The 24,953-nt window shown below is 69.5% G+C and carries 26 protein-coding genes; 16 read left to right on the plus strand and 10 right to left on the minus strand.

Translation table 11 applies throughout. The features are described from left to right. Positions 1 to 5 precede the first annotated feature (5 nt). The 4 genes from HT102_RS14145 to HT102_RS14160 all read right to left on the minus strand — a co-directional run bounded on the left by HT102_RS14145 (position 6) and on the right by HT102_RS14160 (position 3,962). Complete coding sequence (locus HT102_RS14145) at positions 6 to 413, minus strand: BlaI/MecI/CopY family transcriptional regulator (RefSeq protein ID WP_192040087.1); 408 nt, start codon at positions 411 to 413, stop codon at positions 6 to 8. A gap of 65 nt (positions 414 to 478) precedes the next feature. After that, entirely contained in the window at positions 479 to 1,318 is an 840-nt protein-coding gene (locus HT102_RS14150; protein WP_192040088.1) for an ABC transporter ATP-binding protein, read from the minus strand. Further along, a complete protein-coding gene (locus tag HT102_RS14155; protein WP_225443702.1) occupies positions 1,315 to 2,451 on the minus strand; it encodes a FecCD family ABC transporter permease in 1,137 nt (378 codons plus the stop codon). Before HT102_RS14155 ends, HT102_RS14150 begins: the two co-directional genes overlap by 4 nt. 14 nt (positions 2,452 to 2,465) lie before the next feature. After that, positions 2,466 to 3,962 (minus strand): iron ABC transporter permease, encoded by a 1,497-nt coding sequence (locus HT102_RS14160; RefSeq protein WP_333473463.1) that lies wholly within the window; start codon positions 3,960 to 3,962, stop codon positions 2,466 to 2,468. 472 nt (positions 3,963 to 4,434) lie between these two features. Here HT102_RS14160 and HT102_RS14165 point away from each other — a divergent pair, with 472 nt between their 5' ends. Then, positions 4,435 to 4,989, plus strand: coding sequence for a hypothetical protein (locus HT102_RS14165; protein ID WP_192040089.1), 555 nt, complete (start codon positions 4,435 to 4,437; stop codon positions 4,987 to 4,989). A 255-nt stretch (positions 4,990 to 5,244) separates the two neighbouring features. Then, the gene (locus HT102_RS14170) at positions 5,245 to 5,640 is read left to right on the plus strand and encodes a PaaI family thioesterase (protein ID WP_192040149.1); all 396 of its coding nucleotides are present in this window, start codon (positions 5,245 to 5,247) and stop codon (positions 5,638 to 5,640) included. Between the two features lie 71 nt (positions 5,641 to 5,711). Here the strand turns inward: HT102_RS14170 and HT102_RS14175 are convergent, their stop codons facing one another. Continuing rightward, entirely contained in the window at positions 5,712 to 7,106 is a 1,395-nt protein-coding gene (locus HT102_RS14175; protein WP_192040090.1) for an NAD(P)/FAD-dependent oxidoreductase, read from the minus strand. Between the two features lie 245 nt (positions 7,107 to 7,351). On the opposite strand from HT102_RS14175, the gene HT102_RS14180 reads away from it, so the two are divergent. The 6 genes from HT102_RS14180 (at position 7,352) to HT102_RS14205 (ending at position 13,606) form a co-directional block, all read left to right on the plus strand. Further along, the gene (locus HT102_RS14180) at positions 7,352 to 7,927 is read left to right on the plus strand and encodes an alpha/beta hydrolase (protein WP_333473464.1); all 576 of its coding nucleotides are present in this window, start codon (positions 7,352 to 7,354) and stop codon (positions 7,925 to 7,927) included. Between the two features lie 76 nt (positions 7,928 to 8,003). Then, positions 8,004 to 9,299 carry an NAD(P)/FAD-dependent oxidoreductase gene (locus HT102_RS14185; protein ID WP_192040091.1) on the plus strand — a complete coding sequence of 432 codons (1,296 nt, stop codon included), beginning with the start codon at positions 8,004 to 8,006 and terminating at the stop codon, positions 9,297 to 9,299. Next, entirely contained in the window at positions 9,296 to 10,051 is a 756-nt protein-coding gene (locus tag HT102_RS14190) for a DUF1365 domain-containing protein (RefSeq protein ID WP_333473465.1), read from the plus strand. Before HT102_RS14185 ends, HT102_RS14190 begins: the two co-directional genes overlap by 4 nt. A 96-nt stretch (positions 10,052 to 10,147) precedes the next feature. Next, the gene (locus HT102_RS14195) at positions 10,148 to 11,482 is read left to right on the plus strand and encodes a class I SAM-dependent methyltransferase (RefSeq protein WP_192040152.1); all 1,335 of its coding nucleotides are present in this window, start codon (positions 10,148 to 10,150) and stop codon (positions 11,480 to 11,482) included. A gap of 68 nt (positions 11,483 to 11,550) precedes the next feature. Then, positions 11,551 to 12,834 carry a class I SAM-dependent methyltransferase gene (locus HT102_RS14200; RefSeq protein ID WP_225443724.1) on the plus strand — a complete coding sequence of 428 codons (1,284 nt, stop codon included), beginning with the start codon at positions 11,551 to 11,553 and terminating at the stop codon, positions 12,832 to 12,834. Continuing rightward, entirely contained in the window at positions 12,827 to 13,606 is a 780-nt protein-coding gene (locus tag HT102_RS14205; RefSeq protein WP_192040092.1) for a DUF1295 domain-containing protein, read from the plus strand. The genes HT102_RS14200 and HT102_RS14205 overlap by 8 nt, the downstream gene beginning before the upstream one ends. A 100-nt stretch (positions 13,607 to 13,706) precedes the next feature. Here the strand turns inward: HT102_RS14205 and HT102_RS14210 are convergent, their stop codons facing one another. Continuing rightward, positions 13,707 to 15,149, minus strand: coding sequence for an alanine/glycine:cation symporter family protein (locus HT102_RS14210; RefSeq protein WP_192040093.1), 1,443 nt, complete (start codon positions 15,147 to 15,149; stop codon positions 13,707 to 13,709). A gap of 206 nt (positions 15,150 to 15,355) precedes the next feature. Next, positions 15,356 to 16,735, minus strand: coding sequence for a DUF2252 domain-containing protein (locus tag HT102_RS14215; protein WP_192040094.1), 1,380 nt, complete (start codon positions 16,733 to 16,735; stop codon positions 15,356 to 15,358). A 142-nt stretch (positions 16,736 to 16,877) separates the two neighbouring features. Here HT102_RS14215 and HT102_RS14220 point away from each other — a divergent pair, with 142 nt between their 5' ends. From HT102_RS14220 to HT102_RS14235, 4 genes are all read left to right on the plus strand, one after another. After that, positions 16,878 to 17,330, plus strand: coding sequence for an Hsp20/alpha crystallin family protein (locus HT102_RS14220; protein WP_192040095.1), 453 nt, complete (start codon positions 16,878 to 16,880; stop codon positions 17,328 to 17,330). Positions 17,331 to 17,387: 57 nt separating this feature from the next. Then, the gene (locus tag HT102_RS14225) at positions 17,388 to 17,987 is read left to right on the plus strand and encodes a nitroreductase family protein (RefSeq protein WP_333473466.1); all 600 of its coding nucleotides are present in this window, start codon (positions 17,388 to 17,390) and stop codon (positions 17,985 to 17,987) included. Beyond that, positions 17,984 to 18,754 carry a fructosamine kinase family protein gene (locus HT102_RS14230; protein WP_192040096.1) on the plus strand — a complete coding sequence of 257 codons (771 nt, stop codon included), beginning with the start codon at positions 17,984 to 17,986 and terminating at the stop codon, positions 18,752 to 18,754. The genes HT102_RS14225 and HT102_RS14230 overlap by 4 nt, the downstream gene beginning before the upstream one ends. A gap of 138 nt (positions 18,755 to 18,892) precedes the next feature. Continuing rightward, the gene (locus HT102_RS14235; protein ID WP_192040097.1) at positions 18,893 to 19,912 is read left to right on the plus strand and encodes an iron-siderophore ABC transporter substrate-binding protein; all 1,020 of its coding nucleotides are present in this window, start codon (positions 18,893 to 18,895) and stop codon (positions 19,910 to 19,912) included. A 4-nt stretch (positions 19,913 to 19,916) separates the two neighbouring features. On the opposite strand, the gene HT102_RS14240 is transcribed toward HT102_RS14235, so the two are convergent. Next, positions 19,917 to 20,438 carry a DUF309 domain-containing protein gene (locus tag HT102_RS14240; RefSeq protein WP_333473467.1) on the minus strand — a complete coding sequence of 174 codons (522 nt, stop codon included), beginning with the start codon at positions 20,436 to 20,438 and terminating at the stop codon, positions 19,917 to 19,919. A gap of 322 nt (positions 20,439 to 20,760) precedes the next feature. Here HT102_RS14240 and HT102_RS14245 point away from each other — a divergent pair, with 322 nt between their 5' ends. The 3 genes from HT102_RS14245 to HT102_RS14255 all read left to right on the plus strand — a co-directional run bounded on the left by HT102_RS14245 (position 20,761) and on the right by HT102_RS14255 (position 22,932). Further along, positions 20,761 to 21,483, plus strand: a complete 723-nt coding sequence (locus tag HT102_RS14245; protein ID WP_192040098.1) for a type 1 glutamine amidotransferase — start codon at positions 20,761 to 20,763, stop codon at positions 21,481 to 21,483. A 168-nt stretch (positions 21,484 to 21,651) separates the two neighbouring features. Beyond that, complete coding sequence (locus HT102_RS14250) at positions 21,652 to 21,795, plus strand: hypothetical protein (RefSeq protein ID WP_192040099.1); 144 nt, start codon at positions 21,652 to 21,654, stop codon at positions 21,793 to 21,795. A gap of 60 nt (positions 21,796 to 21,855) precedes the next feature. Then, a complete protein-coding gene (locus tag HT102_RS14255; protein WP_333473468.1) occupies positions 21,856 to 22,932 on the plus strand; it encodes a SagB family peptide dehydrogenase in 1,077 nt (358 codons plus the stop codon). 4 nt (positions 22,933 to 22,936) lie between these two features. Here the strand turns inward: HT102_RS14255 and HT102_RS14260 are convergent, their stop codons facing one another. Next, a complete protein-coding gene (locus HT102_RS14260) occupies positions 22,937 to 23,563 on the minus strand; it encodes a lipocalin family protein (RefSeq protein ID WP_192040100.1) in 627 nt (208 codons plus the stop codon). Positions 23,564 to 23,745: 182 nt separating this feature from the next. Between HT102_RS14260 and HT102_RS14265 the strand changes: the two genes are divergently transcribed. Continuing rightward, on the plus strand, positions 23,746 to 23,961 hold the full coding sequence (locus HT102_RS14265) for a hypothetical protein (protein WP_192040101.1): 216 nt from the start codon (positions 23,746 to 23,748) through the stop codon (positions 23,959 to 23,961). 4 nt (positions 23,962 to 23,965) lie between these two features. Here the strand turns inward: HT102_RS14265 and HT102_RS14270 are convergent, their stop codons facing one another. Continuing rightward, complete coding sequence (locus HT102_RS14270) at positions 23,966 to 24,838, minus strand: hypothetical protein (protein WP_192040102.1); 873 nt, start codon at positions 24,836 to 24,838, stop codon at positions 23,966 to 23,968. Between the last annotated feature and the right edge of the window lie 115 nt (positions 24,839 to 24,953).

The following is a 24,953-nucleotide window of genomic DNA, read 5'->3' on the forward strand; positions in this document are numbered from 1 at the left end:
CCTGGCTAGTTGCGCTGGCCGCGGGCCCGCCCGCTGCCCTGCTGGTCGCGCTCCTCGAGCGCGGCGAGGGCCTGGCGGAGCGCATCTGCCTCGGTGGCGTCGACGCGCTCGACGAAGTGCACGAGCGCGGCGGCGCGACCCCCGGATTCCACGGCCTGCTTGAGCGCATCGACCATCAGCTCGGCGACAAGCTCCTCGCGGGCATTGACCGGGGCGTAGCGATAGGCGCGCTCCTCGCGCTCCTGGGCGACGAGATTCTTCTTCGCGAGCCGCTGGAGCACGGTCATCACCGTGGTGTAGGCCAGTGCCCGGTGCTGCGAGAGGGCCTCGTGGACCTGGCGCACGGTCTGGGGCTCGGGCATGGACCAGAGGTGGTCCATGACTGCCCGCTCGAGTTCTCCAAGACCTGCCATTCCGCCAATTCTACTGGTAGCACGACCATGGCCGCTACTACGAGTGGTCGTAGTCACCTTCAGGGTCACGCGCGGGCCGGTTGCTTCTCGCTGCCGGCGAGCCCCGCATGCACATGGCGCGTGCCGATGGGCACGATCAGCGGGGCATCGGAGGCGGGATCCTCGATCACCGCCGCGCGCAGGCCGAACGCCTCGTCGAGCAGGGCCGGGGTGATCACCTCCCGCGGCGCGCCCGAGGCGATGATCCGGCCCGCCTTCATGACCACGAGGTGATCGCTATACCGCACCGCGAGGTTCAGGTCATGCAGCACCATCACCACGGTGCGGCCCATCTCGTCGTGCAACCGGTCCACGAGATCGAGCACATCGAGCGCGTGCGACAGATCGAGGTAGGTCGTGGGCTCGTCGAGCAGCAGGATGTCGGTGCCCTGCGCGAGCGCCATCGAGATCCACACCCGTTGCCGCTGCCCGCCAGAGAGCTCATCGACGGGGCGGTCGGCGAGCTCGGTGATGCCCGTCAGCTCCAGCGCCGCGGCGACCACGTGCTCATCGTCGGCGGACCATTGGCGCATCCAGGACTGGTGGGGGTGGCGCCCGCGCGCGACCAGGTCGGCCACGGCCAGCCCCTCGGGCGCGATCGGGGCCTGCGGGAGCAGCCCCACCAGGCGCGCGACTTCCTTGGTGCGCAGCGAATGAATGGAGCGCCCATCGAGGATGACGCTTCCCTCGCGCGGCTTGAGGAGCCGACCGAGCGCCCGGAGCAAGGTGGACTTGCCACAGCCGTTGGGCCCGATGATCGTTGTCACCCCGCCCTGCGGGATCTCGAGGTCGAGCCCCTCGACGATGAGGCGATCGCCGTAGCCGAGCGTCACATTGCTGGCATGGAGCCGTGCCGTCGTGCTCATGCTGTCACCTTGCGATTGGTGCGGACGAGGAGGTAGAGCAGGAACGGGACACCGAGGGCGGCGGTGACGATGCCGGCGGGCAGCTCCACCGGCAGCATGGTGCGGGCGGTGATATCCGCGGCCAGCACAAGGGCGGCGCCGACCAGCCCGGAAGCGAGCAACGGCGGCCCGGGGGAGCGCAGCAGCCGCAGCGCGACCTGGGGGGCCATCAGGCCCACGAAGCCGATCGGGCCGGCCGCGGCGACGCTCGCGGCGGCCAGGCCCACCGCGCTCAGGAGCAGAACGGCCTGCGTGCCATTCACCCGGGCACCGAGTGCTCGGGCGGTCTCGTCGCCAAGGCGCAGCACGTTGACGCTCGAGGCGGCGGCGAGGGCGACGCCGCTGAACGCGGCGGTCGCGGCGAGCATCGGGACGAAGTGCCGCCAGTCACGCCCATTGAGGGAGCCGACGAGCCACGCCTGGGCCTGGGCGACGTCGTTGATGTCGGACTTGATAAGCATCCAGTAGACCAGCGCCTGGCAGATCGCGGTGATCGCGATGCCGATGAGGATCAGCCGGAATCCATCGACGCCGCCCTTCCACGCGAGCGCGTACAGGATGACCGCGGTGACCAGGCCGCCGATGAGCGCGGCTAGTGGCAGGCCGACCGAGCCGAGCCTGGAGAGCACCACCCCGGTGGACCCCCCCGTGAGCACGATCACGGCCACCGCGGTGACCGACGCCCCGGAACTGATGCCGAGGATATCGGGGCTGGCCAGGCCGTTGCGCGTCAGCGACTGGGTGATCGCGCCGGCGAGGCCGAGGGAGAAGCCGACCACCACGCCCACGAGGGAGCGGGGCAGCCGCAGGTCGATGACGATGAACTGCTCGAGGTTGTCGCCGCCGCCGAGCAGGACGCGGGCGACGTCGGCGAGGGAGAGGGGAAAGTCGCCCCGGCCGATGTTGATGCCCATCAGCAGCACGATCACCATCGCGAGCAGGGTGCTCACGATGATCATCCGTGGGCGCAGCACGAAGGAGCTGCCCGCGATGCGCAGGGAGGGCCGCGAGGGCACGACGCGAACGGAGGGATCGACGTAGCTGGTGATATCGCGGGCGGTGGTAGCGGGCTGGGTGGTAGCGGGCTGGGTCATCGGGGGCTCGGTCCTCACAGGCTCACCAGCTTCCGTCGGCGCACCAGCGCGATGAAGAACGGTCCGCCGACGAGGGCGAGCACGATGCCGAGCTGTAGCTCGCTCGGGCGGACCACGATGCGGCCGAGCACGTCGGCCGAGAGGATGAGGATCGCGCCGCACAGGCCGGAGAACGGAACGATCCATTTGTAGTCGGGGCCGGTGATGGCGCGCGCGATGTGCGGCACCACGAGGCCGAGGAAAGCGATGACGCCGCACGCTGCGGTCGCCGCGCCGGCAAGGAGGGTGATCGCGAGGATGCCCGCGACGCGGGTCAGCGCGATGTTGGTGCCGAGCGAGCGCGCCATGTCGTCGCCAAGGCTCAGGAGGTTGAGGCCCGGGGTGCTGGCCCGCGCGATCGCGAGTCCCACGATGATGAACGGCAGCACTTGCAGCAGCACGTCGAGCCCGCGCCCCGCGACCGAGCCGACGTTCCAGAAGCGGTAGGCATCGAGGGACGCGCGGTCGAGCAGGACTACGGCGTTGGTCATGGCGGTGAGGAAGGCGCCCACGGCCACGCCCGCGAGGGGCAGGGTGAGCGGGCTCGCGCCGCCCTTGCCGATGGAGGCGATGCCAAACACAACGATCGTGGTCAGGAAGGCCCCGAGGAAGGCGAACCATACGTACTCGCTGGGCGAGCCGAGCCGGAACAGGTAGACGGCGAGCACGACGGCGAACGCCGCGCCGGGGATGACGCCGAGTATCCCGGGGTCCGCGAGGGGGTTGCGGGTGTGGCCCTGGATCAGCGCGCCAGCGACGCCGATGGCGATGCCGACAGTGATCGCGAGGAGCGTGCGGGGCACGCGGAGGCTGCGCACGATGATGTCGGTATCGGCACCGCTGGGGGAGAGCAGCGCGTTCTGGATCTCGAGGAGGGCTAGCGGGCGTGCGCCGATGGCGATGCTGGCGAAGGCCATGAACACGAGTGTGATCGCGAGCGCTGCCAGGCCGAGGAGCCGGCGCCGGCGCAGCTCGGCGATGGTGGGGGCCTGCTGGTCGGGCTCGAAGCCCTCGGCGAGGGCGGCGGGCTCGTCGAGGGTCTCCGCGGGCCCGCCCGCGCGTCCCAGGGTGAGGCGCCGGGCGAGCGCGCGCCGTGGGCCGAGGGGGCGACCGGTCCGGGTGTCCCGGGTGATGAGCAGGGCGGCGGACTTGCCCAGCGACTGGCCCCGCGTGCCGTCGCGGGCTCCGAGGTTCCACCACGCGAGGCCGAGGGTGGCCGCGGCGGTGAAGATCGCGAAGACGGCCCGGTCTGCCTGCCCGCCGCCGGACTGGTCGCTGAGGCTGCTGATGATGAGGAGCCCGAGCGTGAGCGGCGCGGCAACGATGAGCGCGTCGATCGCGTGGGCGGAGAGGTGCCGCCACCAGGGCGCGCGCGGGTCGAGCGGGGCTTGCCGTCCGAGGTGGTCCGGCCCGGAGGTTCTGGCGCGCGGGAGCGCAGCGTGATCCGCGGCCGCGGACAGTGTGTTCGACACGGTGTAGCTCGCTTTCGGCACGGACGAGTGAGGATCGGCCCTGGCGCCACGACCTCGGGCGCTGTCGTTAGGTTACGCGAACCTAACCAGGGCGGCGAAACCGTGGTCGCGGAAGGCGGGCGGCCTCGGGATTTGAATAGCTTAGCCTGACCTCACTATGGTTAGGGTACGCTAATCAAAAGGTCCCGGGTGGGGCCGCGACGCTGTTGGAGGCCCCTGCGCCGGGGCTCGGGAGGGATGAGCAACGAATGGGCTTCGTGACAACAACGCCGACGTCGCCCGCGCTGGCGGGCGGGGCGAGCCAGGGGCGACTAGCCGCCCGCGTGGAGCAGCCGTTCCTCGCGAGCATGGCGCGGTTGCGCGCGCTCGACGTCGACTATCCGCGCAACTATGCGATCACCTGGATGCACACCGAGCCCCGCCGCCATGGTGGCCGCTGGGTGCGGCGATCCCGGAGGGGCGCCTGGAGGTCATGCACCGCAGGGCCGTTCGCGAGCTCGGCTCGCGCGACGTGGCGACCGGCCAGGTTGCCTCGATGGTGATTCATGCCGTGGTGGCCCGCCTTGTCGCGCTGCTGGTGCTCGAGGGTCGCGCGTGGGATCCCGGCACCGACAACCTGTGGCTGCACTATGACTCCGACGGCGGCGTGGACTGGGCTGGGGTGGTGGATCCGATGCTGCGCGTGCTACCCGGGGACCCCGCCGAGGGATCACGGGCGGTGCGGACGCTGCCCAGCGAGGGGGCGCTGGTGATGTGGGTGGCGCACCGGTGCGAGACGACGCTGGCCCCGTTGCTCGCCGAGATCGCGCGCTTGTCCGGGGTGGACGCCTCGCGGTTGTGGTCGATGGTGGGCGAGGCCGTGCTCGGGATGGCTTCCTATGCTCCGGCGCGGGCTGGGGTCGATGACGCTGCCGCGCTGCGGCGCGCCCGGGGGCTGATCACGGCCTTCGAGGAGCTCGGTCGGCCGGTGCGGAGCCATTCGTCCGTGGTGCGGCTGCGCTGGGGGAGCCTCGCAGCGGCTGTGTGATGAAAGTCACTCTTCGGAACGGGTTGCAGATGAGGCAAGGCTCACCTAATGTAGTGCGTGGGCGGGGGAGCACAAAGACCGCCGGGCCGTGACGGTGTCCTGAGGGCTGCAGCGACACCCGGTCCATGCCAGGATGGGCCTCACGCTTACAGTGGCGTGAGGCCCATCTGCATTCCCACGCAAAAGGATCCACACGTGACCACTACCGATTCCGCCCCCGGCTTCCCCAGCGACATCCCCGACGAGCTCACCGAGATGCTCAACCGCGGAATGGGCCAGTACCTAGGCCTCCGCTATACCGAGATCACCCCCGACTCCGTGCGCGCGCACTGGACGATCCGCCCCGACATGCACCAGCCCGCCGGGCTCGTCCACGGCGGCGTCTACTGCGCCGTCGTCGAATCCATGGCCAGCGTCGCTGGCACCGCCTGGCTCGGCGATCGCGGCCACGTCGTGGGGGTCAACAACAACACTGACTTCCTCCGCGCCGTGCGCGAGGGAACGCTCCACGCGCACTCCATCCCGCTGCACCGCGGCAGGCTGCAGCAGCTGTGGCTGGTCAACATCACCGATGAGCAGCACCGGCTCGTCGCCCGCGGCCATGTCCGCATCCAGAACATCATCGACTCCGCCAAGCTCGGCACTTCCTGAGGGCCGGGAAACGGCAACGGCGCCGGGAACCCTGGAGGGTCCCCGGCGCCGCGAGCTAGGCGCTAGCCGCTTCAGCTAGCTTCGAGCTCGTCCTGCTTCGCCTGCGCCTTCTTCTGCGCCTCCAGCGATTCGAGATGATCGAGCGCGGTCCGGGCCGTCATCCACTGCTCGGTCACGGTGAGCTGCGCGCGCGAGTTGGTCAGGAAGGTCACCGTCCAGGAGAACAGCGTGGCCACGCGGCTCTTGAAGCCCACGATGTAGACCAGGTGCACCGCGAGCCACATCAGCCACCCGATGAACCCGCTGATGTTGATCTTGCCGACCTGGGCGACGGCGCTGTACTTCGACACAGCGGCCATGTTGCCCTTGTTGAAGTAGGAGAACGGCTTGCGCTCCGGGACGGGCTGGCCCTTCTTCTCGGCCTTGATCTCCTTCTTGATCGCCTTGGCCGAGTAGCGGCCGCCCTGGATGGCGACCTGCGCGACGCCGGGGAGCCCGTCCAGGGACATCATGTCGCCCACCACGAAGATGTTCGGCTGCCCCTGGACCGTCAAGTCCGGGTTGACCTCGACGCGACCGGCGCGATCCACGCCGGTGCCGGTCTGGTCGGCGAGGATCTTGCCGAGCGGGCTGGCCGCCACGCCCGCGGCCCACAGCTTGCAGTACGACGTGATGCGCTGCTCCTGGCCCTCCTTGTTCTTCACCACGATGCCGTTCTCATCAACATCGGTGACGAACGTGTTCAGCATGATCTCCACGCCGAGCTTCTCGAGGCGGTTCTGCGCCTTCATGCCGAGCTTCGGGCCGAACGGCGGCAGCACCTGCGGCGCGGCGTCGAGCAGGATCACCCGCGCCTGGCCCGGATCGATGTTGCGGAACGCGCCCTCGAGGGTGTCCTTCGCGAGCTCGGCGATCTGCCCCGCCATCTCGACGCCCGTGGGGCCCGCGCCGACCACGACGAAGGTGAGCAGCTTCTCCTGCTCGACGGGGTCATTGGACAGTTCCGCGAGCTCGAACGCGGAAACGATCTTGCCGCGCAGCTCGAGCGCATGGTCCACGGTCTTCATGCCGGGCGCGTGCTTGGCGAAGTGATCGTTGCCGAAGTACGACTGCTCGGCGCCCGCCGCGACGATCAGGCTGTCATACGAGGTGACAGTGATATGACCGAACTGCTCGGACGTGATGGTCTTGTTCTGCACGTCGATGTCGATGACCTCGCCCATCAGCACGCGCGCGTTCTTCTGCTTGCGCAGCACGACGCGCGTGGGGGCGGCGATCTCGCCGACCGAGAGGATGCCGGTGGCCACCTGGTACAGCAGCGGCTGGAACAGGTGATGGGTGGTGCGGGCGATCATCGTGACGTCCACATCGGCCCGCTTCAGCGCCTGGGTCGCGAACAATCCGCCGAAACCGGACCCGATGATGACGACCTGGTGCCGCTGCTTGGTTGCGGGCTCATTAGCCATGGCAGGCTCCTTTGATTGCAAGGCTGGCTTTCTAGCGTAGTGACGTGCACCACGCCGCGGGAATGGGATCTCCATAATTGCCGCGGTTGTCTCCCCATCACTTTCTCACCTTGCGGGAAAGCGATGCTGCACCAGGGTGTCCAAATGTGTCCGATATCGCACTTGGGGCTTCCGGGCCCGGTGAGGGTGAGGCACTTCACTGCCCACCGGCCCATCCGCACCCGCGGCAGGAGCGAATACCTCGCGTGAACGCAATCGTGCTCGTGCTCCCTGGCGGCAAGGTCCGCAACTCCCGCCCGCTGCGCCCCTGGCACCTCGCGGCGGTGCGGATGCGCCCGTTCACAGCAGCGCTCCGCGCGGTCCCCGGCCTCGATGTCACGCAGGTCAGCTACAGCCAGCGCGGCTGGAACGGTGACGGATCGACCGTGCGCGCCGATGCCCTGGCCATCCTGCAGCAGCGCCTCGCGCTGTATCCCGGGACCCCGGTCGTGCTCGTCGGCCACTCCATGGGCGGCAGGGTGGCGGCGCACTGCGCTTCCCATCCCGCCGTGCGCGGAGTCGTGGCGCTCGCCCCATGGTGGCCACAGGATGAGGGCGCCCTGCTCGGGGAGGGGCAGCGGGTGCACGTCCTGCACGGCACCGCGGACGGATGGACCGACCCGGCAGCATCCCGGCGGGAAACGCTGCGCGCCAGCACCGCCGGCGTGGAAGCATCATGGCATCCCGTCGAGGGCGCCGGGCACTTCATGCTGCGCGACGCATCCCGCTGGCACGACTGGACCGTCGAGCGCGTGCAAGAGATCGCCGCGCTGCCGCGCTAGGCCCGCGCGCTACCACCGAACCGATCCGGCGGCGGCTCCGAATGCCCAAGGAATACAGCAACACGAGGGGGAATCCATGGCACGAGCGATCCATGAGGACAGGCGGGTAGCTGTCATCGGCAGCGGCGTCGCGGGACTCACCGCGGCGTGGGTGCTGCGCACCAGCGCCAAGGTGACGCTGTTCGAGGCGGACGCGCGGCTCGGCGGCCACGCCGACACCCACGACGTGCCCGTCGGTGGAGCGACCGTGCCCGTCGACACTGGTTTCATCGTGCACAATGACCGCACCTACCCGACTCTGCTGAGGCTCTTCGCCGAGCTGGGCGTGGAGACCCAGGAGACCGACATGAGCATGTCGGTGCGCTGCGACGGTTGCGGCCTCGAGTATGCCGGCGGCAAGAAGGCACCCGGCATCATCCCCACCGCGCGGACCCTCGGCCGCGGCCGCTACCTGCGCATGCTCGCTGAGGTCAAGCGCTTCCACCGCGCGGCCCGCAAGGTCCTCGATGCCGACGAGCACGATCCTCGCGCCGACCCGGACGTCACCCTCGGGGCGTTCCTCGAGGCAGGCGGATTCTCGCCCTACTTCATCCAGCACTTCGTCACCCCGCTGGTCTCCGCGGTGTGGTCCTGCAACCCGGGCACGGCGCTGCAATACCCGGCCCGCTACCTGTTTGCCTTCCTCGATCATCACGGGATGCTCAGCGTCACGGGATCACCCACCTGGCGCACCGTCACGGGCGGCTCGCGCGAGTACGTGGCGCGGGTCGCCAAGCAGCTCGACGCCGTGCACACGGCCACGCCCGTGCGGTCGGTGCGGGAGGCCAAGGACCATGTGCTCGTGGTGCTCGAGGGCGGCGAGCGCGCGGTCTTCGACGCGGTTGTGATCGCCACGCACCCCCATCAGGCCCTCACCATGCTTCCCTCGGCGACGCCGGAGCAGCGCGAGGTGCTCGGTGCGATCCACTACACCCCCAACAAGGCACAGCTGCACACCGACGAGTCCGTGCTGCCGAAGGCGCCCCGGGCCCGGGCTTCGTGGAACTACCGCATCCCCTCCTGCGATGCCGATCCGGAGAACGTGCTTGTCAGCTACGACATGACGCGGCTGCAACGCCTCGGCGCGCTCGATGGCCGCCGCTTCGTCGTCACCCTCGGCGGGGAGCACCTCATCGATGCGGGCGCCGTGATCGACACGATGGGCTACGAGCATCCCCAGTACACCCCCGAGGCCGTCGCCGCGCAGCGCAGGCTGCCCGGCATCAGCACGAGCCGCATCGCCTTCGCCGGCGCCTACCACGGCTGGGGATTCCACGAGGACGGCGCCCTGTCGGGCCTGCGCGCCGCCGAGCACCTCGGAGCGACCTGGTGACCAGCACGACGGTCCGCACCTACCCGGGCGCGCTGTACCCCACCGAGGTCCGGCACGTGCGGCGGGCGCCCCTGCGCAACGAGTTCACCTACCGCAGCTACTGGTGGCTCGTCGATCTCGACCGCTTGCCCGTGCTGCCCTGGTGGCTGCGCCCGCTCGCGCGGTTCGAGGCCCGCGACCACCTGGGCGATCCAGCACGCCCCATCCGCGCGAACGTCGACGCCTTCCTCGCCACCCGCGGGATCGACCTGCGGGGCGGCACCATCCTCATGCTCGCCAACGCACGGGTCCTCGGCGTCAACTTCAATCCGCTCTCGGTGTTCTGGTGCTTCGGCGGCGACGGCGAGCTGCGCTGCGTCATCGCCGAGGTGCGCAACACCTACGGCGAGCGGCACTGCTACCTGCTGCCCGCCGGCGCTGTCGTCGACCCTGGTGGCGCGCGCGTGGCCAAGGAGTTCTACGTCTCCCCGTTCAACGACGTCTCGGGCGACTACGAGCTGCGGCTGCCCGTGCCCGGCGAGCGCCTCGGGCTCGCGATCGTGCTGCATCGCAGCGCCCAGCCGCCCTTCGTCGCCTCCGTGACCGGCACGAGGCGGCCCATCACGCGCCGCACGCTGCTGCGGGCATTCGCCAGCATCCCCTGGGCGCCGCTGCGGGTGATCGTGCAGATCCGCTGGCAGGGCATCCGGCTGTGGGCGCGGCGCCTGCCCATCCAGCCCCGCCCGGTCCACGCCCGGCAGGAGGGCACGTAGATGAAGCGAACCACCGCCGAAGCGAGCCCGCGCACCGCGCGGTCGCGTCATGATCAGCAGGAGAACCCCGTCCCCAGGAAGAAAGTGGCAGGCACGATGAACACCGACGCTGCGACAACATCGCCGGAAGCGATCACCGCGCCGGCACCACCCCTCGCCATCGATCCCGAGCGCTGGCCCGGCGTGGACTCGCCACCGAGCGGGCCCATCGCGCGCGGCCGTGGACGCGTGGCGCGACGGCTATTCCGCCACGCGGTCAAGGACATGCCGCTGCGGGTCGAGCTGCCCGACGGCACGATCTGGGGCAGCCCCGACCCGGACGCTCCGGCTCCGCGGATGATCCTGCGCCGTCCAGCCGACTTCTTCGACCGGCTCGGTTGCGGCGCGCTGATCGGGTTCGGCGAGGCCTACATGGCCGGCGACTGGGACGCCGATGACCTCGAGGCCGTGCTCGAGGTGTTCGCTCGCAACCTCACCAGCCTCGTGCCCGCGCCGCTGCAACGGCTGCGCGCGGCACTGATCGCCCGGCAGCCGCGCAGCGAGCGCAACTCCACGGAGAACTCGCGCTCCAACATCTCCCGGCACTACGACTTGTCCAACGATTTCTTCCGGCTGTTCCTCGACAAGTCCATGACCTACTCCGCCGCCCTCTTCACCGATCCTGTCGGGGCGAGCTGGGATGATCTCGCGGCGGCGCAGCGGCGCAAGATCGACCGGCTCCTCGATCAGGCGGGCGTCGGCGAGGGCACGCGCCTGCTCGAGATCGGCACCGGGTGGGGGGAGCTCGCCGTCCGTGCCGCCCAGCGCGGCGCTCGCGTGCGCACCGTCACGCTCTCCACCGCCCAGGCCGAGGTCGCCCGCCACCGTGTCGCCGAGGCGGGCCTCGCCGGGCTCGTCGACGTGGACGTGCTCGACTATCGCTTCGTCGAGGGCGAGTTCGACGCGATCGTCTCGGTCGAGATGATCGAGGCCGTCGGCTACCAGTACTGGACGACCTACTTCCAGAAGATCGACGAGCTGCTCGCCCCCGGCGGCAAGGTCGCCATCCAGGCCATCACCATGCCGCACGAGCGCATGATGGCCACGCGCAACACCTACACGTGGATCCACAAGTACATCTTCCCTGGCGGCCTCATCCCCTCCGTCCAGGCGATCGACGACACCGTCACCCGGAGCACGAGCCTGCGCATCGCCGACCGGCTCGGCATGGGCCTGCATTATGCCCGCACGCTGCGGCTGTGGGAGGACCGCTTCACGGCGACGTTCGACGATGCCCGCCAGCTCGGCTTCGACGACGTGTTCCGCCGCATGTGGAAGTTCTACCTCAACTACTCCGAGGCCGGGTTCTCCGCCCGCTACCTCGACGTCGAGCAGATCCTGTTCACCCGCCCGGGCGAGGACAGCGATGCGCGCAAGGAGGGCATCTCGTGACGACCACCGCCACCAATGACGTCCACGGCCACGAGGCGCCGAGCGCCAGCGCGACGGGCGCTGCCGGGTTGATCGCCGAGATCCTCGAGCCGATCACCGGAAGCCCCCTGCCCGTGCGGCTGACCGCCTGGGACGGCAGCAGCGCGGGCCCCGAGGATGCCCCGCGCGTGCGGATCAGCAGCACCGATGCGCTGCGGCGGCTCCTGTGGCATCCCGGCGAGCTCGGTGCCGCGCAGGCCTACGTCACCGGCGAGCTCGATGTCGAGGGTGATCTCGGCGAGGCCCTCGACCACGTCTGGAACGTCGTGCGCGAGCGTGGGCTCTCCGCGGTCCGTCCGGGCCCGCGGTTGATCGCCCGGCTCGCTCGCGCAGCCCGGCAGCTCGACGCGCTCGGCCTCGACCCGCAGCCGCCGGCCACCCAGGCCCGTGTCCGGGGGCGCCTGCACAGCCCGGGACGGGACCGGCAGGCCATCAGCCACCACTACGACCTATCGAACGACTTCTACGCCCTGATCCTCGACCCCAACATGGCCTACTCGTGCGGCTACTGGCCCTCCCGCGAGCCCGGCTACACCGTCGAGGACGCGCAGCGCGACAAGCTCGACCTCGTGTGCCGCAAGGTTGGCCTGCGCCCCGGCATGCGGATGCTCGACATCGGCTGCGGCTGGGGCTCGCTGAGCATCCACGCCGCCGCGAACTATGGTGTCACCGTCGTGGGCGTGACCATCTCGGCCGAGCAGAAGCGCTTCGCTGACGATCGGATCGCCCGGCTGGGCCTGCAGGACAAGGTCGAGATCCGCCTGCAGGATTACCGCGAGATCCCCGACGGGCCTTTCGACGCGGTCACCTCCCTCGAGATGGGCGAGCATGTCGGGCAGCGCAACTATCCCCGCTATGCCCGTGCCCTCCATGACAACGTCCGCCCCGGCGGGCGCGTGCTGATCCAGCAGATGTCGAGGCGCGGCAAGCACCCCGGCGGCGGGCCCTTCATCGAGTCCTTCATCGCCCCGGACATGCACATGCGCCCGGTCGGCGAGACCATCGCCATGCTCGAGGCGCCAGGCCTGGAGCTGCGCGACGTCCACGCCCTGCGCGAGCACTACGAATGGACCGTCAACGCCTGGCTCGAAACCTTCGAGGACCGCTGGGACGAGGCCGTGGCGATGGTCGGCGAGGAGATGGCCCGCGTCTGGCGCCTCTACCTCGTCGGTGGTGCCCGGACGTTCCGCGACGGGCGCATGGGCGTGGACCAGCTCCTGCTCGTCCGCCCCGGTGATCGTGGCGAGTCCGGCTTCCCGGACGTGCGCCCGCAATGGTCCGGACGGCTCGGCGAGGACAGCAGCAATGACTGATTTCCTGATCGTCAGCGCAGCCAGCCTGCTCGCGGTCGTCGTGCTCATGGCGATCACCGCCCGCATCGGATTCACGCTCGGCAGGCACAATGTCGTCGATGTCACCTGGGGGCTCGCGTTCGTCGTCATTGCCGTGGTGTCGGCGATCGCGGGAACGGGCGAGCCCGCTCGCCGCATCGTCGTGGCGCTGCTCGTCTCGGCCTGGGGGCTGCGGCTTGCCTGGCACTTGCTGCAGCGCACCCGCGGCCACGGCGAGGACCCGCGGTACGCGGCGATGCTCGAGAGCCACGGCAGCGGCTCCCCGTGGGTGCCCCTCACCCGGATCTACCTCACCCAGGCGCTCGCGGCCTGGTTCATCTCCCTGCCCATCCAGGTGGCCGCCATCTCCGATGGGCCGCTCGGCTGGATCGCCTTCGCCGGGATCCTGCTGTGGATCGTTGGCGTGCTTTTCGAGTCGGTCGGGGACCATCAGCTTCGCGAGTTCAAGGCGGACGGCGCCAATCGCGGCAAGATCATGGACCGCGGCCTGTGGTCGTGGACCCGCCATCCCAACTACTTCGGTGATGCCTGCGTGTGGTGGGGGATCTTCCTCATCGCCGCCGACGTATGGCCCGGTGCGCTGACGGTGCTGTCGCCGGTCGTCATGACGTACTTCCTCGTTCATGCCACTGGGGCGCGGCTGCTGGAGAAGCACATGGCCGACCGGCCCGGCTTCCGCGAGTACCAGGAACGCACCAGCTACTTCGTGCCGCTGCCGCCCAAGCGCGGGTAGCGCTGGGCGCGGCGGCGAGTGTGCGAGAAACGACAGGCTCGAGCGCTGGAGCTGTCGTTTCTCGCACACTCGGGGCCGGGCAGCTCGGGGACCCCCGTGCCTACCGGTTCTCGGCGCCGCCCGCCGCCTCGGTGCGCGAGCCCCCGCACTCCACGCCGGTGAGGTCCGGCATGTCGCTGCGGACGAACACCGGGTCGAGGCCCTGCGCGCGCTGCTCCCGGTAGTGCTTGAGCAGCCGGAACACTACGACCGACAGCGGCGCGATGACCAGCAGGTTGATGGTGACCATGAAGCCCATGCTGAGATCGGCGAGCGACCAGACGAGGGCCAGCGACGCCACCGAGCCGAGGAACACGCACGCCACCACCGCCATGCGGAACAGCAGGATGGCGAGGCTGGAGCTGTTGAGGAAGGCCATGTTGGCCTCGCCGACGTAGTAGTTGCCCAGCACGGAGCTGAACGCGAGGAAGAAGATCACCACCGCGAGGTAGTGGATGGCCCAGTCGCCGAACTGCAGGGCGAGAGCCTCCTGGGTGAGCGAGGCGCCCTCGCGGCCCACGCCGTAGGACGGATCGGCGAGCAGGATGATGAACGCGGTCATGGAGCAGATGAGCAGGGTGTCGAAGTACACGCCGAGCGATTGCACGAGCCCCTGCTTGACGGGGTGCGACACCGCGGCGGTGGCACTGACATTGGGGATGGAGCCCATGCCGGCCTCGTTGGAGTAGAGGCCGCGGCGGATGCCGTTCATGATGACTGCGGCGATGCCGCCGCCGACGATCTCCTGGATGCCGAACGCGTTCTCGATGATGAGCAGGAACATGTTCGGTACCTCGCTGATGTTCAGCGCGACCACGAGCAGTCCGAGCCCGACGTAGGAGAGCGCCATGACCGGCACGAGCACCTCGGTGACGCGGGCGATGCGCCGCACCCCGCCGAACACCACCAGCGCGGTCAGCCCAGCGAGGAGCACGCCGATGCCAACGGTGAACATGCCGGAGCTATTGCCGGTGGAGGTCTGCACGACGTCGGAGATCGTGTTGGCCTGCACGGTGTTGAACACCAGCGAGTACGTCACCAGCGCGATGAGCGAGAACGCGATGGCGATGTGGCGATTGCGGAGCCCGTAGGTGATGTAGTAGGCGGGGCCGCCACGGTAGGAATCGACATCCTTGATCTTGTAGAGCTGCGCGAGGGTGGATTCGATGAAGGCCGTGGCGGCGCCGACGATGGCGGTGAGCCACATCCAGAAGATCGCGCCGGGGCCGCCGATGGTGATGGCGATGGCCACGCCGGCGATGTTGCCGGTGCCGACGCGGGCGGCGGCGGCGATGGTGAACGACTGGAACGCGGACAGGCCCTTCTTGCCGTTCTCCATGACGAGCGCGGGCTCGGCGACGGAGCGGAACATGTCGCCGATCATGGTGATCTGGAGGACCCCGGACCGGATCGTGTAGTAGATGCCGGACAGGACGAGCACCGCGACGACGAAGTACCAGTAGATGTCGTTGATGCTGGTGATCGTGTCGATGACGTCTTCCAAGGCGGTGACCCCCAGGGACGTGGCCCAGCGCGTGGACCGGCATGGTCGGTTGGCTTCGCTGAGCCTATCCCCGGGACCACGTGTTACAGGCGTTTTTCCGCCGTCGCGGGGGCGCGGCACCGGCGCTGATCTGCGATGGCGCCAGCGATGCCCGGTTCCTCCTGATCAACGTTGTTACGTCGAGTTCACAGCGGGGCCCGTGCTGCTCACACGTCGCGAAGGATGGGCAGCTCGCCCGCGTCGATGAGGCCGGTGAACTCGCTGTAGTCGTCCTCCATCTGGTTGGCGTAGGCATTGGCGAAGGCCGCGATGGCCTTGTCGAAGTGTTTGCCCTTGCGGAGGTAGGCGCTGAGCGCGCGGGGGTCCGTGGTGCGGGCGTGGGCGCGGGCGAGCAGGGCGCCGGTGAGGCGGCCGTAGTCGTCAAGATTCTTGCTGGTGAGCGTCTCGGGGTCGATGTCGGCCTTGTGGTTGCGGAACTGGCGCACGTAGTAGTGCTGGTCGTCGATATTCGTCCAGCCGAGCGTGACGTCGTGATCGGCCTGGACGAGCTTGGCGCCCTCGGCGACGCGCTGCCCGTGGTGGGCGGGCGCGGAGTGGGGCACGTACGGCTCGAGCTGGGAGGCAGTGGCTTGCTTGACCTGCAGCACGAGTGCTTCCCCGGCGTTGCCCTCGAGCAGGACCAGGTAGCTGCGGAGCCCGACGCTGCCGGTGCCTACGATGCGGTGGACCACGTCGTGGGGGCGATAGCGGCGCAGCAGGGTTCGCGGGGCGGCGGGCACCGTGGCGATGTACTCGCGCAGGGCCTCGATCACCTGCTCCTCGACTTCATCGGTGACGTGGGCGCGGATCGGTGGATCCTCGGTGAAGCGCCAGCGGTCGCCGTCCTGGGCGGTCCACTTGTCGGCGACGCGGCGGTTGGCGTTGCGCTGGGCCTTCTCGCGCGCGTCCTCGAGGTCGTCCTCGAGGTGCTTGGCCTTGACCTCGCTGACGGCCGTGTCGTCGGGCTGCGTGCGCCAGGAAGCGAGGAAGGTGAGGTCGGCGAGGCGGTGCATGGTGCGGCGGTAGGCGCGGGAGGCATGCCGGGCGGCCTTGGTGGCCGACTTGCGGTCGATGTCGTTATCGCGCCCGGCGAGGACGAGGCTAGCGGCGAGGCGCTTGAGGTCCCATTCCCAGGGGCCGGGGATGGTCTCGTCGAAGTCGTTGACATCCATGATGATCCCGCCGAGGCGTCCGGCGAACAGGCCGAAGTTGGCCGCGTGGGCGTCCCCGCACAACTGAGCGTGCAGGCCGGTGACGGGAGCGATCTGGAGGTCGTGGGCCATCAGCCCGGCGATGCCGCGATAGAAGGTGAAGGGGGTCTCGCTCATGCGGCCGATGCGGATAGGGATGAGGTCCTCGACGCGGCCCTTGTTGGTGCGTTCGATGTGCTCGGCGACGGTGGGGCGCGCGGGGGAGAGGGTCAGCTCGGCGTGGGCGTCGAAGGGCACGGCCTCGCGCAGGGAGCGGCCGAGCTCACGGGCTTCGTCGGCGCTGAGCCAGGCGTGATCGGCGTCGGCGAAGAGGGTTCTCTGGGTGCGCGCGTCCATGCGGCAACTCTGCCTGAACCCCGGGCTCGCGCGCCAGCCTTGAGTGGAATACACTCAACTATGTCCATGTTATGTCAAGTACGAGGGGTGTGCGAGATCCCTCGACCACCATCGCAAGCATTCGGATGAAGGAGGAACAACGATGGCACTTCCAGCACGACGCGCCGCGGCCACCCCGGCCCTGGGCCGCTGGGATCCCTTCCGCGACTTCGAGGAGCTCTACGACCGGCTAGGCCGATGGCTCGACACCACTCCCGGCGACGCGCCCGCGTCCTGGGTGCCGAACGTCGACATCGAGGAGACCGACACCGCCTACAAGGTCGAGGCGGAACTGCCTGGCGTGACCAAGGACAACATCGCGATCGAGTACCGCGAGGGCGTCCTGCACATCTCCGGCGAGGTGGAGGAGAAGGAGCGCGACGGCATCGTCCATCGCCGCGCCCGGCGCACCGGACGATTCAGCTACCAGGTGAGCCTGCCCACCGAGATCGACCACGACAACATCGGCGCGCAGCTCAACGACGGTGTCCTCGCCGTCACCCTGCCCAAGTCGCAGAAGCGCGACAGCGCTCGCAAGATCGAGATCACCGGTTGACCGAACCGCGTGCCCGGGCCACCCGCTGGCCCGGGCACGCGCGCTACGGTGGATCCCGTGGCCCCCATCGAACACCGACCCTCGCCGATCGCCGACCTGCTCTCGGCGCGCCGCTCCTTCCTCACCCTCACCGACGAGGCACCCAGCGACGCTGACATCACCAGGCTCGTCCAGGCCTGCACGTCCGTGGCCGACCACAAGGCCCTGCGCCCCTGGCGGGTCATCACCCTGCGCGGCGCGGCCCGAGAGCGAATGGGCGAGGCGATCGCCGGCCACATGCACGGCGATGTGCCCGGCCTCACCGACCCCGAGCAGATCGAGGACGCGCGCAAGCTCGCCGCCAAGCCGCTGCGCGCGCCGTTGCTGATCGCCCTGGTGCACCGCGCCGTGCGCCCCCCCAGCGTCCCGGAATGGGAGCAGATCGCCACGGCCGCGGGAGTCGGCCACTACCTCTCGTTGCTGCTGCACGACGAGGGGTGGGGGGTCGTATGGCGCACCGGACCCTTCGTGGACATGCCCGCGGTCGCCACGATGCACGGCCTCGCCGCCCATGAGCGCCTGCTCGGGTGGCTCTACGTCGGCGGCATCGAGCCGGGCGATGACAAGCCCCGCAACCGCAAGATCGACGCCGAGCACCTCATCACCCGCCTGGCATGACGTTCACCAAGACCGACGACGCGGGCAACGGCCCCGGCTTCTTCGCCGCGGAGGCGGCCGGGCTGCGCTGGCTTGCCGAGGGTGGGCTGCCCGTCGTCGCGGTGCACGAGGTCGGCAGCGGGCACATCACCCTTGAGCGGCTGGTGCACGCGGCCCCGAGCAAGGACGCGGCCCGGCAGTTTGGTGCCGCGCTCGCCCGCTGCCACGCCTCCGGCGCGCCTGGGTTCGGCGCGCCGCCAGCCGGCCATGACGGCGGCCTCTATATCGGGACCCAGGCGATGCCCGCGGGACCGGGCAGCGATCCTGGCTCGTGGGGATCGTTCTACGCGGCCACTCGCGTGCTGCCGTTCGTGCCGCGCGCGGTCCGGCTCGGCATGCTCACTGCCGCCGCCGCCCGGATCGTCGAAGCGGCCTGCGCGGAGATCGCCGCGGGCACCTTCGATGACGGCGCGGCGCCCGCGCGCATCCACGGCGACCTGTGGTCGGGCAACGTCATGTGGACGCCGCGTGGTGCGGTAGCGATCGATCCAGCGGCGCACGGCGGGCACGCGGAGACCGATCTCGCGATGCTCGCGCTGTTCGGCTGCCCCCAGCTCGATGAGATCCTCCGTGGCTACGAGGCGGTCGCGCCACTGCGCGGGGGGTGGCGCGAGAGGATCCCGCTGCATCAGCTGCATCCGCTCGCCGTGCATGCGGCGGGGCAGGGCGCGCACTACGGGGAAGCGCTCGAGCGCGCCGCCCGGCAGGTGCTCGCCCTGTGCCGCTAGCTCGGGCGGAGCAGGCCCGGCAGGCATGGTTATCCACTCTTCAGTGCAATCGGTTAGGCTCACCTTGCTACCTGGTTGTCGCTGCGCGTAGACCGCGGCCACTACCCTGCTCACGCTCATCCGGGAAGGCACGTACACATGGCACCCCGCCACCAACGACTCCGACACCCGCGACTCCACCGTCGCGCACTGCTCACCACGGCCCTCGCCGCGGCGCTCGCCCTGGCAGGCTGCTCGGCCAACGACGACGCAACAAGCAATACCGCCGCGACTGGCTCGGGCATCAACGTCGAGCATGCCTTCGGCAGCACCGAGGTGCCCGAGGACCCGCAGCGCGTCGTCAGCGTCGGGTACAACGATCAGGACACCCTCCTCGCGCTCGGCTTCGTCCCCGTCGGCGCGTTCGACTGGTACGGCGACTACCCGGGCGGCGTCTGGCCATGGGGCCAGGAACTGCTCGACGGGGCGGTTCCCGCGGTCGTGGGCTCTCCGGCGGGGGACATCGACATCGAGACCGTCGCCTCGCTCGACCCCGACCTGATCGTCGGCACCTATACCGGGCTCAAGGAAGCACAGTACGATCAGCTCAGCTCCATCGCACCAACGGTCGCGCAGCCCGACGACTACCCCGAGTGGGGCATCCCCTGGGACGCGCAGACCCGCATGATCGGGCAAGCAGTGGGGGAGCCGGACAAGGCCGAGGAGTTGATCGACGGCATCGCCGACACTATCGCCGAGGTCAAGGCCGCGCATCCGGAGTTCGAGGGCAAGACCATCGCGGTCGGCGCGCTCAACCAGCCGGGCGAGTTTGGCATCTACGGCCCCGCCGACCCGAAGGTGCGATTCTTCAACGAGCTGGGCTTCGCAAACCCGCCCGCCACCGAGGAGATCGCCGGCAATTTCTCGCCCATCTCCACGGAGCAGCTCTCCCTGCTCGATGTCGAAGTCCTCGTCTGGTACGCCAGCGCCGACTTCGAGCCGAAGCTGCGCGCCGAGCTCGACAAGACCGAGATCTATCAGCAGCTCGATGTCGTCAAGGATGGGCGGGCGATCATCCTCGCTGACGATGCCGCGCAGGCGATGTCGTGGAGCACCGTGCTGAGCCTGCCGTTCGCGCTCGATCGGATCCCCGACCGCATCGCCGATCTCCTGCAGTAGCCGGCTAGGGCTCGCTCCCTGGCTCCGCGAGGCGCGGCACGACCAACCATCGTGCCGCGCCTTTCCGCGTTCCCGAGAGTTCCGCCGCGCGCTCGACGCACCACCGGTGCAGCGCCACGAGCCGCGCCCCGTCGAGCTGCGGCGGGATGCCCCCGTCGGCCTCGAGGCTGGCGCCGATATTGGCCGCGGCGCGCTCGAGCAATCGCCCCGCGCCCGCGGCGTTTCCCCGCGCGGCATGGGTGACGCCCACAGCAAGCTGGGCGAGCCCACGCCATGCCTGAGCCTCGCCAGCCGGGGCGGCCTTCCAGGCATCCTCGAGCAGCTCGTGCGCGTGGAACGGGTGGCCGGTGGCGAGCAGCGCGTCCGCATCGCGCAGCGCCTGGACAGCCTCGGTGTAGGCAGGGATGCGATGGCGGCACTCGCGGGCAGCATCACCGTGCGGCAGGGGGCGGCCGAGGCAATCGCGCGGCCGCTGGTTGCGGGCGCGGCCATCGCCATCGCGGTCGCGGGGGAGCGAGGAAGTCACCACTGCATCGTGCCACGCGCGCACCGCGCCCACGCATGCCCAGGACTGCGCGCGCACCGCTTCCTGGAGCGGTGTGGCCAATCATGATCATGTCGCCGGATGTGACGGTGGTCACGATTGGCGAAGTTGGCCGCGAGAAAATCCGCAGGTGATCGCGAACCCTTCCCAGGGGCTGCCTCACAGCGTGGCGAAGCGGCGGGGAGCAGGGGAGCGGCGGTCCTTTCGTGCCGTGCAAACGGGGGGCAGGCTGGCTACAGTTCTTCCATCGCGGCACCCACGAGCGCGCCGCATATTCCGCGTCCGGCGAGCTTCGAGGGGCACCATGGCACGCATTGTCATCACGGTCATCGAGAACCACCCCAACTGTCCGCTGGACCTGCTCGAGGAGCCCCTGCGCCAGTGCCACCTCGAGATCGTTCGCCCCTACTACGGCGACGCCATTCCCGCGGCGAGCGACGTGGGTGACGGGATGATCGTGCTCGGTGGGTACCAGAACGCGCAGGCCGATGACGACTGCCCGTGGCTGCCGCGCCTGCGCGCGCTGATGGCTGCCTGCGTCGATGAAGCGATCCCCCTGCTCGGTATCTGCTTGGGCGCCCAGTTGCTCGCCCTCGCCTGCGGCGGCCGACTCGATCGGGACGCCAAGGCCGGCCTCGAGGCCGGGGTCGCCGCGGTGCAGTGGTCCGCGAGCGCCGCGAGCGATCCGTTGTTCCGCCGCATCGCCGCGAGCTGCGATCCGCTCCTTGCGCCGACCATGCATTTCGATGCGATCAGCGAGCTGCCGCCCGGCGCGACGCTGCTCGGCTCCTCCGTCCTCTACCAGAACCAGGCCTTCCGGGTCGGCGACCGCGCCTGGGGAGTGCAGTTCCACCCCGAGGCCTCGTACGGGGCGTTCCGGGCCTGGGCGACCGATGCCGCGATGCAGGAGTCGATCAGTCCCAGCCGCTTCCTCGAGCAATACCTCGAGCGCGAGCCCCAGATCGAGGCCACCGCGCGGATGGTGGGCAGTTCCTTTCGGAGCGTCGTCCTGGCCGCTTCCGCATGACCTGGCCCACACCACGATCCCTTCGCCCTGCCGAATCACCGGATCAATGAAACAAATGTGATTGCGGATGTAACAATCCAGGGCGCCTCGTGCGATGTATCTGGCAGAACGTCCGGCGCGCCACCCTGCTCGGTGAGCGCCCGGCCACACGGGGAGAAAGGTCCATTGATGAACACCGACGCCACGGCGCAAGTCCTCATCGAGGTGGTAGGCGACGACACCACGATCAGTTCCGCCTTTTCCGTCGAAGCGGCCGCATTCCGCGCCCACAAGAGCGACTACATCGACCACCGGCCACGCCCCTTGAGCTGAGCCCCCGCCGCTAGGCAGCCCGTAGCGCGGCCCTCACCCGGTGCATGAAACACTCAAGGGGTGGGTGAGCAAAGATTGACTCGCGCGAAGGTCGCGGAATACGCAGTGCTGTTCTGGCGCGACGGGAACCTCATCTGGGACGACTACCTCCACCACCGCCAGTTCGCGCTCACGCCCGAGAGCGTCGGAATCCTGCGGTGGTTTTCCTATTGGCGGGACATCGCCACCATCGGGCCGCCCACCGACCTGCACCGCGCGATCGCCGAGCGGCTCCTCGAGGAGAAAGTCCTGATCGCCGAGGGCTCCACGGAGCATCAGGAGGAGCAGCGCCTGCTCGCCGAATGGGGCGACTGGGGACCGTCCACCCGGTACCACCACTTCGCCTCCCGCACCGACGAGACGGTCGAGTACCTCGACCCCGTGGCCGATGTGGAGGAATTCTCCACCAAGGCTCGCGCTGAGCCACCGCCCGAGGTGGTCAAGACCTTTCCGCGACAGCCGATCACCGTCACCACACCAAGCATCGACGATGCCGCTCGATGGCCGCGCCCGGGGCTCGTCGATGTGCTGTTCGCCCGGCGCTCCACGCGATCGTTCACCACCCAGGCCGTCCCGCTCGACGCCATTGGCACGATCGTCGATATCGCCGCAGGCCCCATCGATGTGATCGAGAACGCCGAGACGGGCCCGATCATCCGCAAGACAAGCCCCTCGGCGGGCGCGCGCAGCCCCATCGAGATCTATCTGCACGCCAACAGGATCCACGGCCTGCAGCCCGGGGTGTACCACTACGCGGCGTCGCGGGGCGGCCTCGAGCGCATCCGCCGCCCCGCGCGCGCGCCACTTCTCGAGCGGGCCCTCGGCAACCAGTCCTGGCTCGCCGAGGCCCCCGCGCTGCTCATCTACACCTCGGTGCTCCGGCGCAGCCGCTGGCGCTTCAGCACCACTCGCGCCTACCGGGACATCCTGATCGAGGCCGGGCACATCAGCCAGACAGTCCTGCTCACCGCGACCGCGATGGGGCTCGGGTCCGTGACCGCCACCGCCATCAGCGACGTGCTCGTCGAGCAGATCATCGGTGTCGACCCGATGAGCGAGCCAGTGCTTGCTGTCACCGCGATCGGCTACCCCGGGTAGCGGCTCACAACGTGCACAGCGGCTGGATCGTCTCCAGCCCGCCGGTGATCGGCGACGTCAGGAAGAAGCACGGGTTCCAGCCTCGGTCAACGATCACATCCTGGACCTGCTGCCACTCCGCGCCGGTCAGCGTGCCCGATCGCGACAGCACGAAGCCGGATGTGCGGGCAGGGTCGCCGACGATAGCCGTCTCGTAGCCCTCATCGATGTAGGTGACCACATAGTTCGGCAGGCCCTCGGGCGGGGAGAACGGCACGGATGGGAACGTGACCTGCAACGAGGCGTTGGTCGAGGGATCAGTCACCGTCGCTTCCCCCGTGATGCCCGAAGGGGCGCCCGACCAGGTGGTGCAGTCATTGCGAACCGAGATGGTGCCGGGCGCGGTCACCGCGTACGTGGCGCGGGTATCGCGGGCGCACTCGAGGTTGAACGGCTGAGGCACGGCCGCCACCTGCTGCCAGGTGCCGGCATAGCGCTCCACATCGAGCGAGGCGATCGAGGGCAGGGGAGCGGGCAGCATCGAGCCCGGCGCGGCGGCAGCGGTGGCCGCGCCCGTCACGACGATGCCTGCCGCGAGAGCACCCGCTGCGGCGAGCGCGGGGATGAGCGGGCGGGATGATGATCGGCTCATGATGTCTCCTCGAGGATTGGGCCCGGGGTGCTGCGCGGCACTCCAGGACGATGACGCGACTGCCTAATGATGCGACACTGCGTTGTTAATTCGGTGCCGAACGGGGCTCGGTTGGGTGGAACTCGCCACAATCACAACAATCCGGATTGTGCGATCGCGCCGCGGGCAGCACGATGGAATCCGTGAAACCCGTCCTTGACCGACTCATTGGCTCGGCGCCCTACGCGCTCGGCTCCTTCGTCGCGATCGTCGGCGTCCGCCTCATCACCGGCGATGCGCCCGACGAGGCCGTCCTGGGATCCCTCGGCAGCAGCGCGTTCGGCTGGGGCATCATGGCGCTGCTCGGCATCGGCATGCCCGTGCGCCCAGCCGCAAACCCGGCCCCGAGCACCCGGTAGGGCACTACCCGAGCCCCGGTAGCGGCGGCTCGAAGACCAGCGGGACATACGGCTGAGAGCCATCCCCCTCGGCCGACGGCCACACCGCGACCGCCTCGTGCACATCATCATCGAGCTCCAGCGTCACCCGGTACTCATAGGGGCCCGGAGCGTCGGTCAGCGCGGGATCATCGCTCGTGCCGAAGAACCGCACGCTGCCCTCGGGGCAACCAATCGTGGCGGCCTCGCTGCCAATGCTCTGCATCGATCCGTCAGCAGCAACGATCTCGATAGTCACCGCGGCGTTGCCGGGATCAGTGCCCAGGTTCGAGACCGACATGTCCGGGCGCGCCTGGCCGAGCGGAACAAACGGCGAAGCGATCGCGAGCGTCGCCTCGGGCTCGGCGATCGCGCCGTCGCGCGGCGTGGTCCAGGTGAATGACACCGCTGCATCGCCACTGCTCCCGCGAACGGCCAGCAGCACCTCGTACTCCCCGGCCATGCCCATGGGCTCCAGCACGAACACGTCGTCCGCATCCCGTTCCAGGCTCGCCTCGAACGTGCGCGCGCACTCCCCGCCACCTGCCTCGCGCATCCGCGCGATGAACGTCGCATCCTCCTCCGGGAACGAGATCCGGACATCCTCGGCGGAACCAAGCGCCAACTGCTCCGCCGGAGGGGTCCCGTCCACGCACGTGCCATCCCAGCAGTACGACCACGGCTCGAGCACATGCTCCGAGCCGCCCGCGGACACCGTGATCGGTGGCGGACCAGCACCATCTCCGGAGGGCTGGCTCGTGGCTGGAGGCGTGCTCGTTGCCCCGTCCGGCGAGGCAGCAGAATCCTCGGGATCCTCGCCCCCGCCGCACCCCGCGAGCACGACGACGGAAGCCAGCAACCACGCCGCTGCCCTCCGCGATGGCAACCTCGAAGCGGTAGATCTCACCACACGACCTCAGCCTTCTCCCTGCACGGACACCTTGCGCGTGATGCTACCCGCTTCCGTAGTGGCG

The organism is Lolliginicoccus lacisalsi, assembly GCF_014841105.1.
In the GTDB taxonomy this organism is placed as follows: Bacteria; Actinomycetota; Actinomycetes; order Mycobacteriales; family Mycobacteriaceae; genus Lolliginicoccus; species Lolliginicoccus lacisalsi.

What these genes read in the sequence shown, in the direction of transcription:
- HT102_RS14260 (WP_192040100.1), bottom strand. Translation starts at nt 23,563, where the DNA reads ATGAGCCGATCATCATCCCGCCCGCTCATCCCCGCGCTCGCCGCAGCG.
- HT102_RS14170 (WP_192040149.1), top strand. Translation starts at nt 5,245, where the DNA reads ATGCTCAACCGCGGAATGGGCCAGTACCTAGGCCTCCGCTATACCGAG.
- HT102_RS14155 (WP_225443702.1), bottom strand. Translation starts at nt 2,451, where the DNA reads ATGACCCAGCCCGCTACCACCCAGCCCGCTACCACCGCCCGCGATATC.
- HT102_RS14150 (WP_192040088.1), bottom strand. Translation starts at nt 1,318, where the DNA reads ATGAGCACGACGGCACGGCTCCATGCCAGCAATGTGACGCTCGGCTAC.
- HT102_RS14215 (WP_192040094.1), bottom strand. Translation starts at nt 16,735, where the DNA reads ATGGACGCGCGCACCCAGAGAACCCTCTTCGCCGACGCCGATCACGCC.
- HT102_RS14175 (WP_192040090.1), bottom strand. Translation starts at nt 7,106, where the DNA reads ATGGCTAATGAGCCCGCAACCAAGCAGCGGCACCAGGTCGTCATCATC.
- HT102_RS14195 (WP_192040152.1), top strand. Translation starts at nt 10,148, where the DNA reads ATGAACACCGACGCTGCGACAACATCGCCGGAAGCGATCACCGCGCCG.
- HT102_RS14145 (WP_192040087.1), bottom strand. Translation starts at nt 413, where the DNA reads ATGGCAGGTCTTGGAGAACTCGAGCGGGCAGTCATGGACCACCTCTGG.
- HT102_RS14235 (WP_192040097.1), top strand. Translation starts at nt 18,893, where the DNA reads ATGGCACCCCGCCACCAACGACTCCGACACCCGCGACTCCACCGTCGC.
- HT102_RS14185 (WP_192040091.1), top strand. Translation starts at nt 8,004, where the DNA reads ATGGCACGAGCGATCCATGAGGACAGGCGGGTAGCTGTCATCGGCAGC.
- HT102_RS14245 (WP_192040098.1), top strand. Translation starts at nt 20,761, where the DNA reads ATGGCACGCATTGTCATCACGGTCATCGAGAACCACCCCAACTGTCCG.
- HT102_RS14220 (WP_192040095.1), top strand. Translation starts at nt 16,878, where the DNA reads ATGGCACTTCCAGCACGACGCGCCGCGGCCACCCCGGCCCTGGGCCGC.
- HT102_RS14165 (WP_192040089.1), top strand. Translation starts at nt 4,435, where the DNA reads ATGCACCGCAGGGCCGTTCGCGAGCTCGGCTCGCGCGACGTGGCGACC.
- HT102_RS14205 (WP_192040092.1), top strand. Translation starts at nt 12,827, where the DNA reads ATGACTGATTTCCTGATCGTCAGCGCAGCCAGCCTGCTCGCGGTCGTC.
- HT102_RS14250 (WP_192040099.1), top strand. Translation starts at nt 21,652, where the DNA reads ATGAACACCGACGCCACGGCGCAAGTCCTCATCGAGGTGGTAGGCGAC.
- HT102_RS14230 (WP_192040096.1), top strand. Translation starts at nt 17,984, where the DNA reads ATGACGTTCACCAAGACCGACGACGCGGGCAACGGCCCCGGCTTCTTC.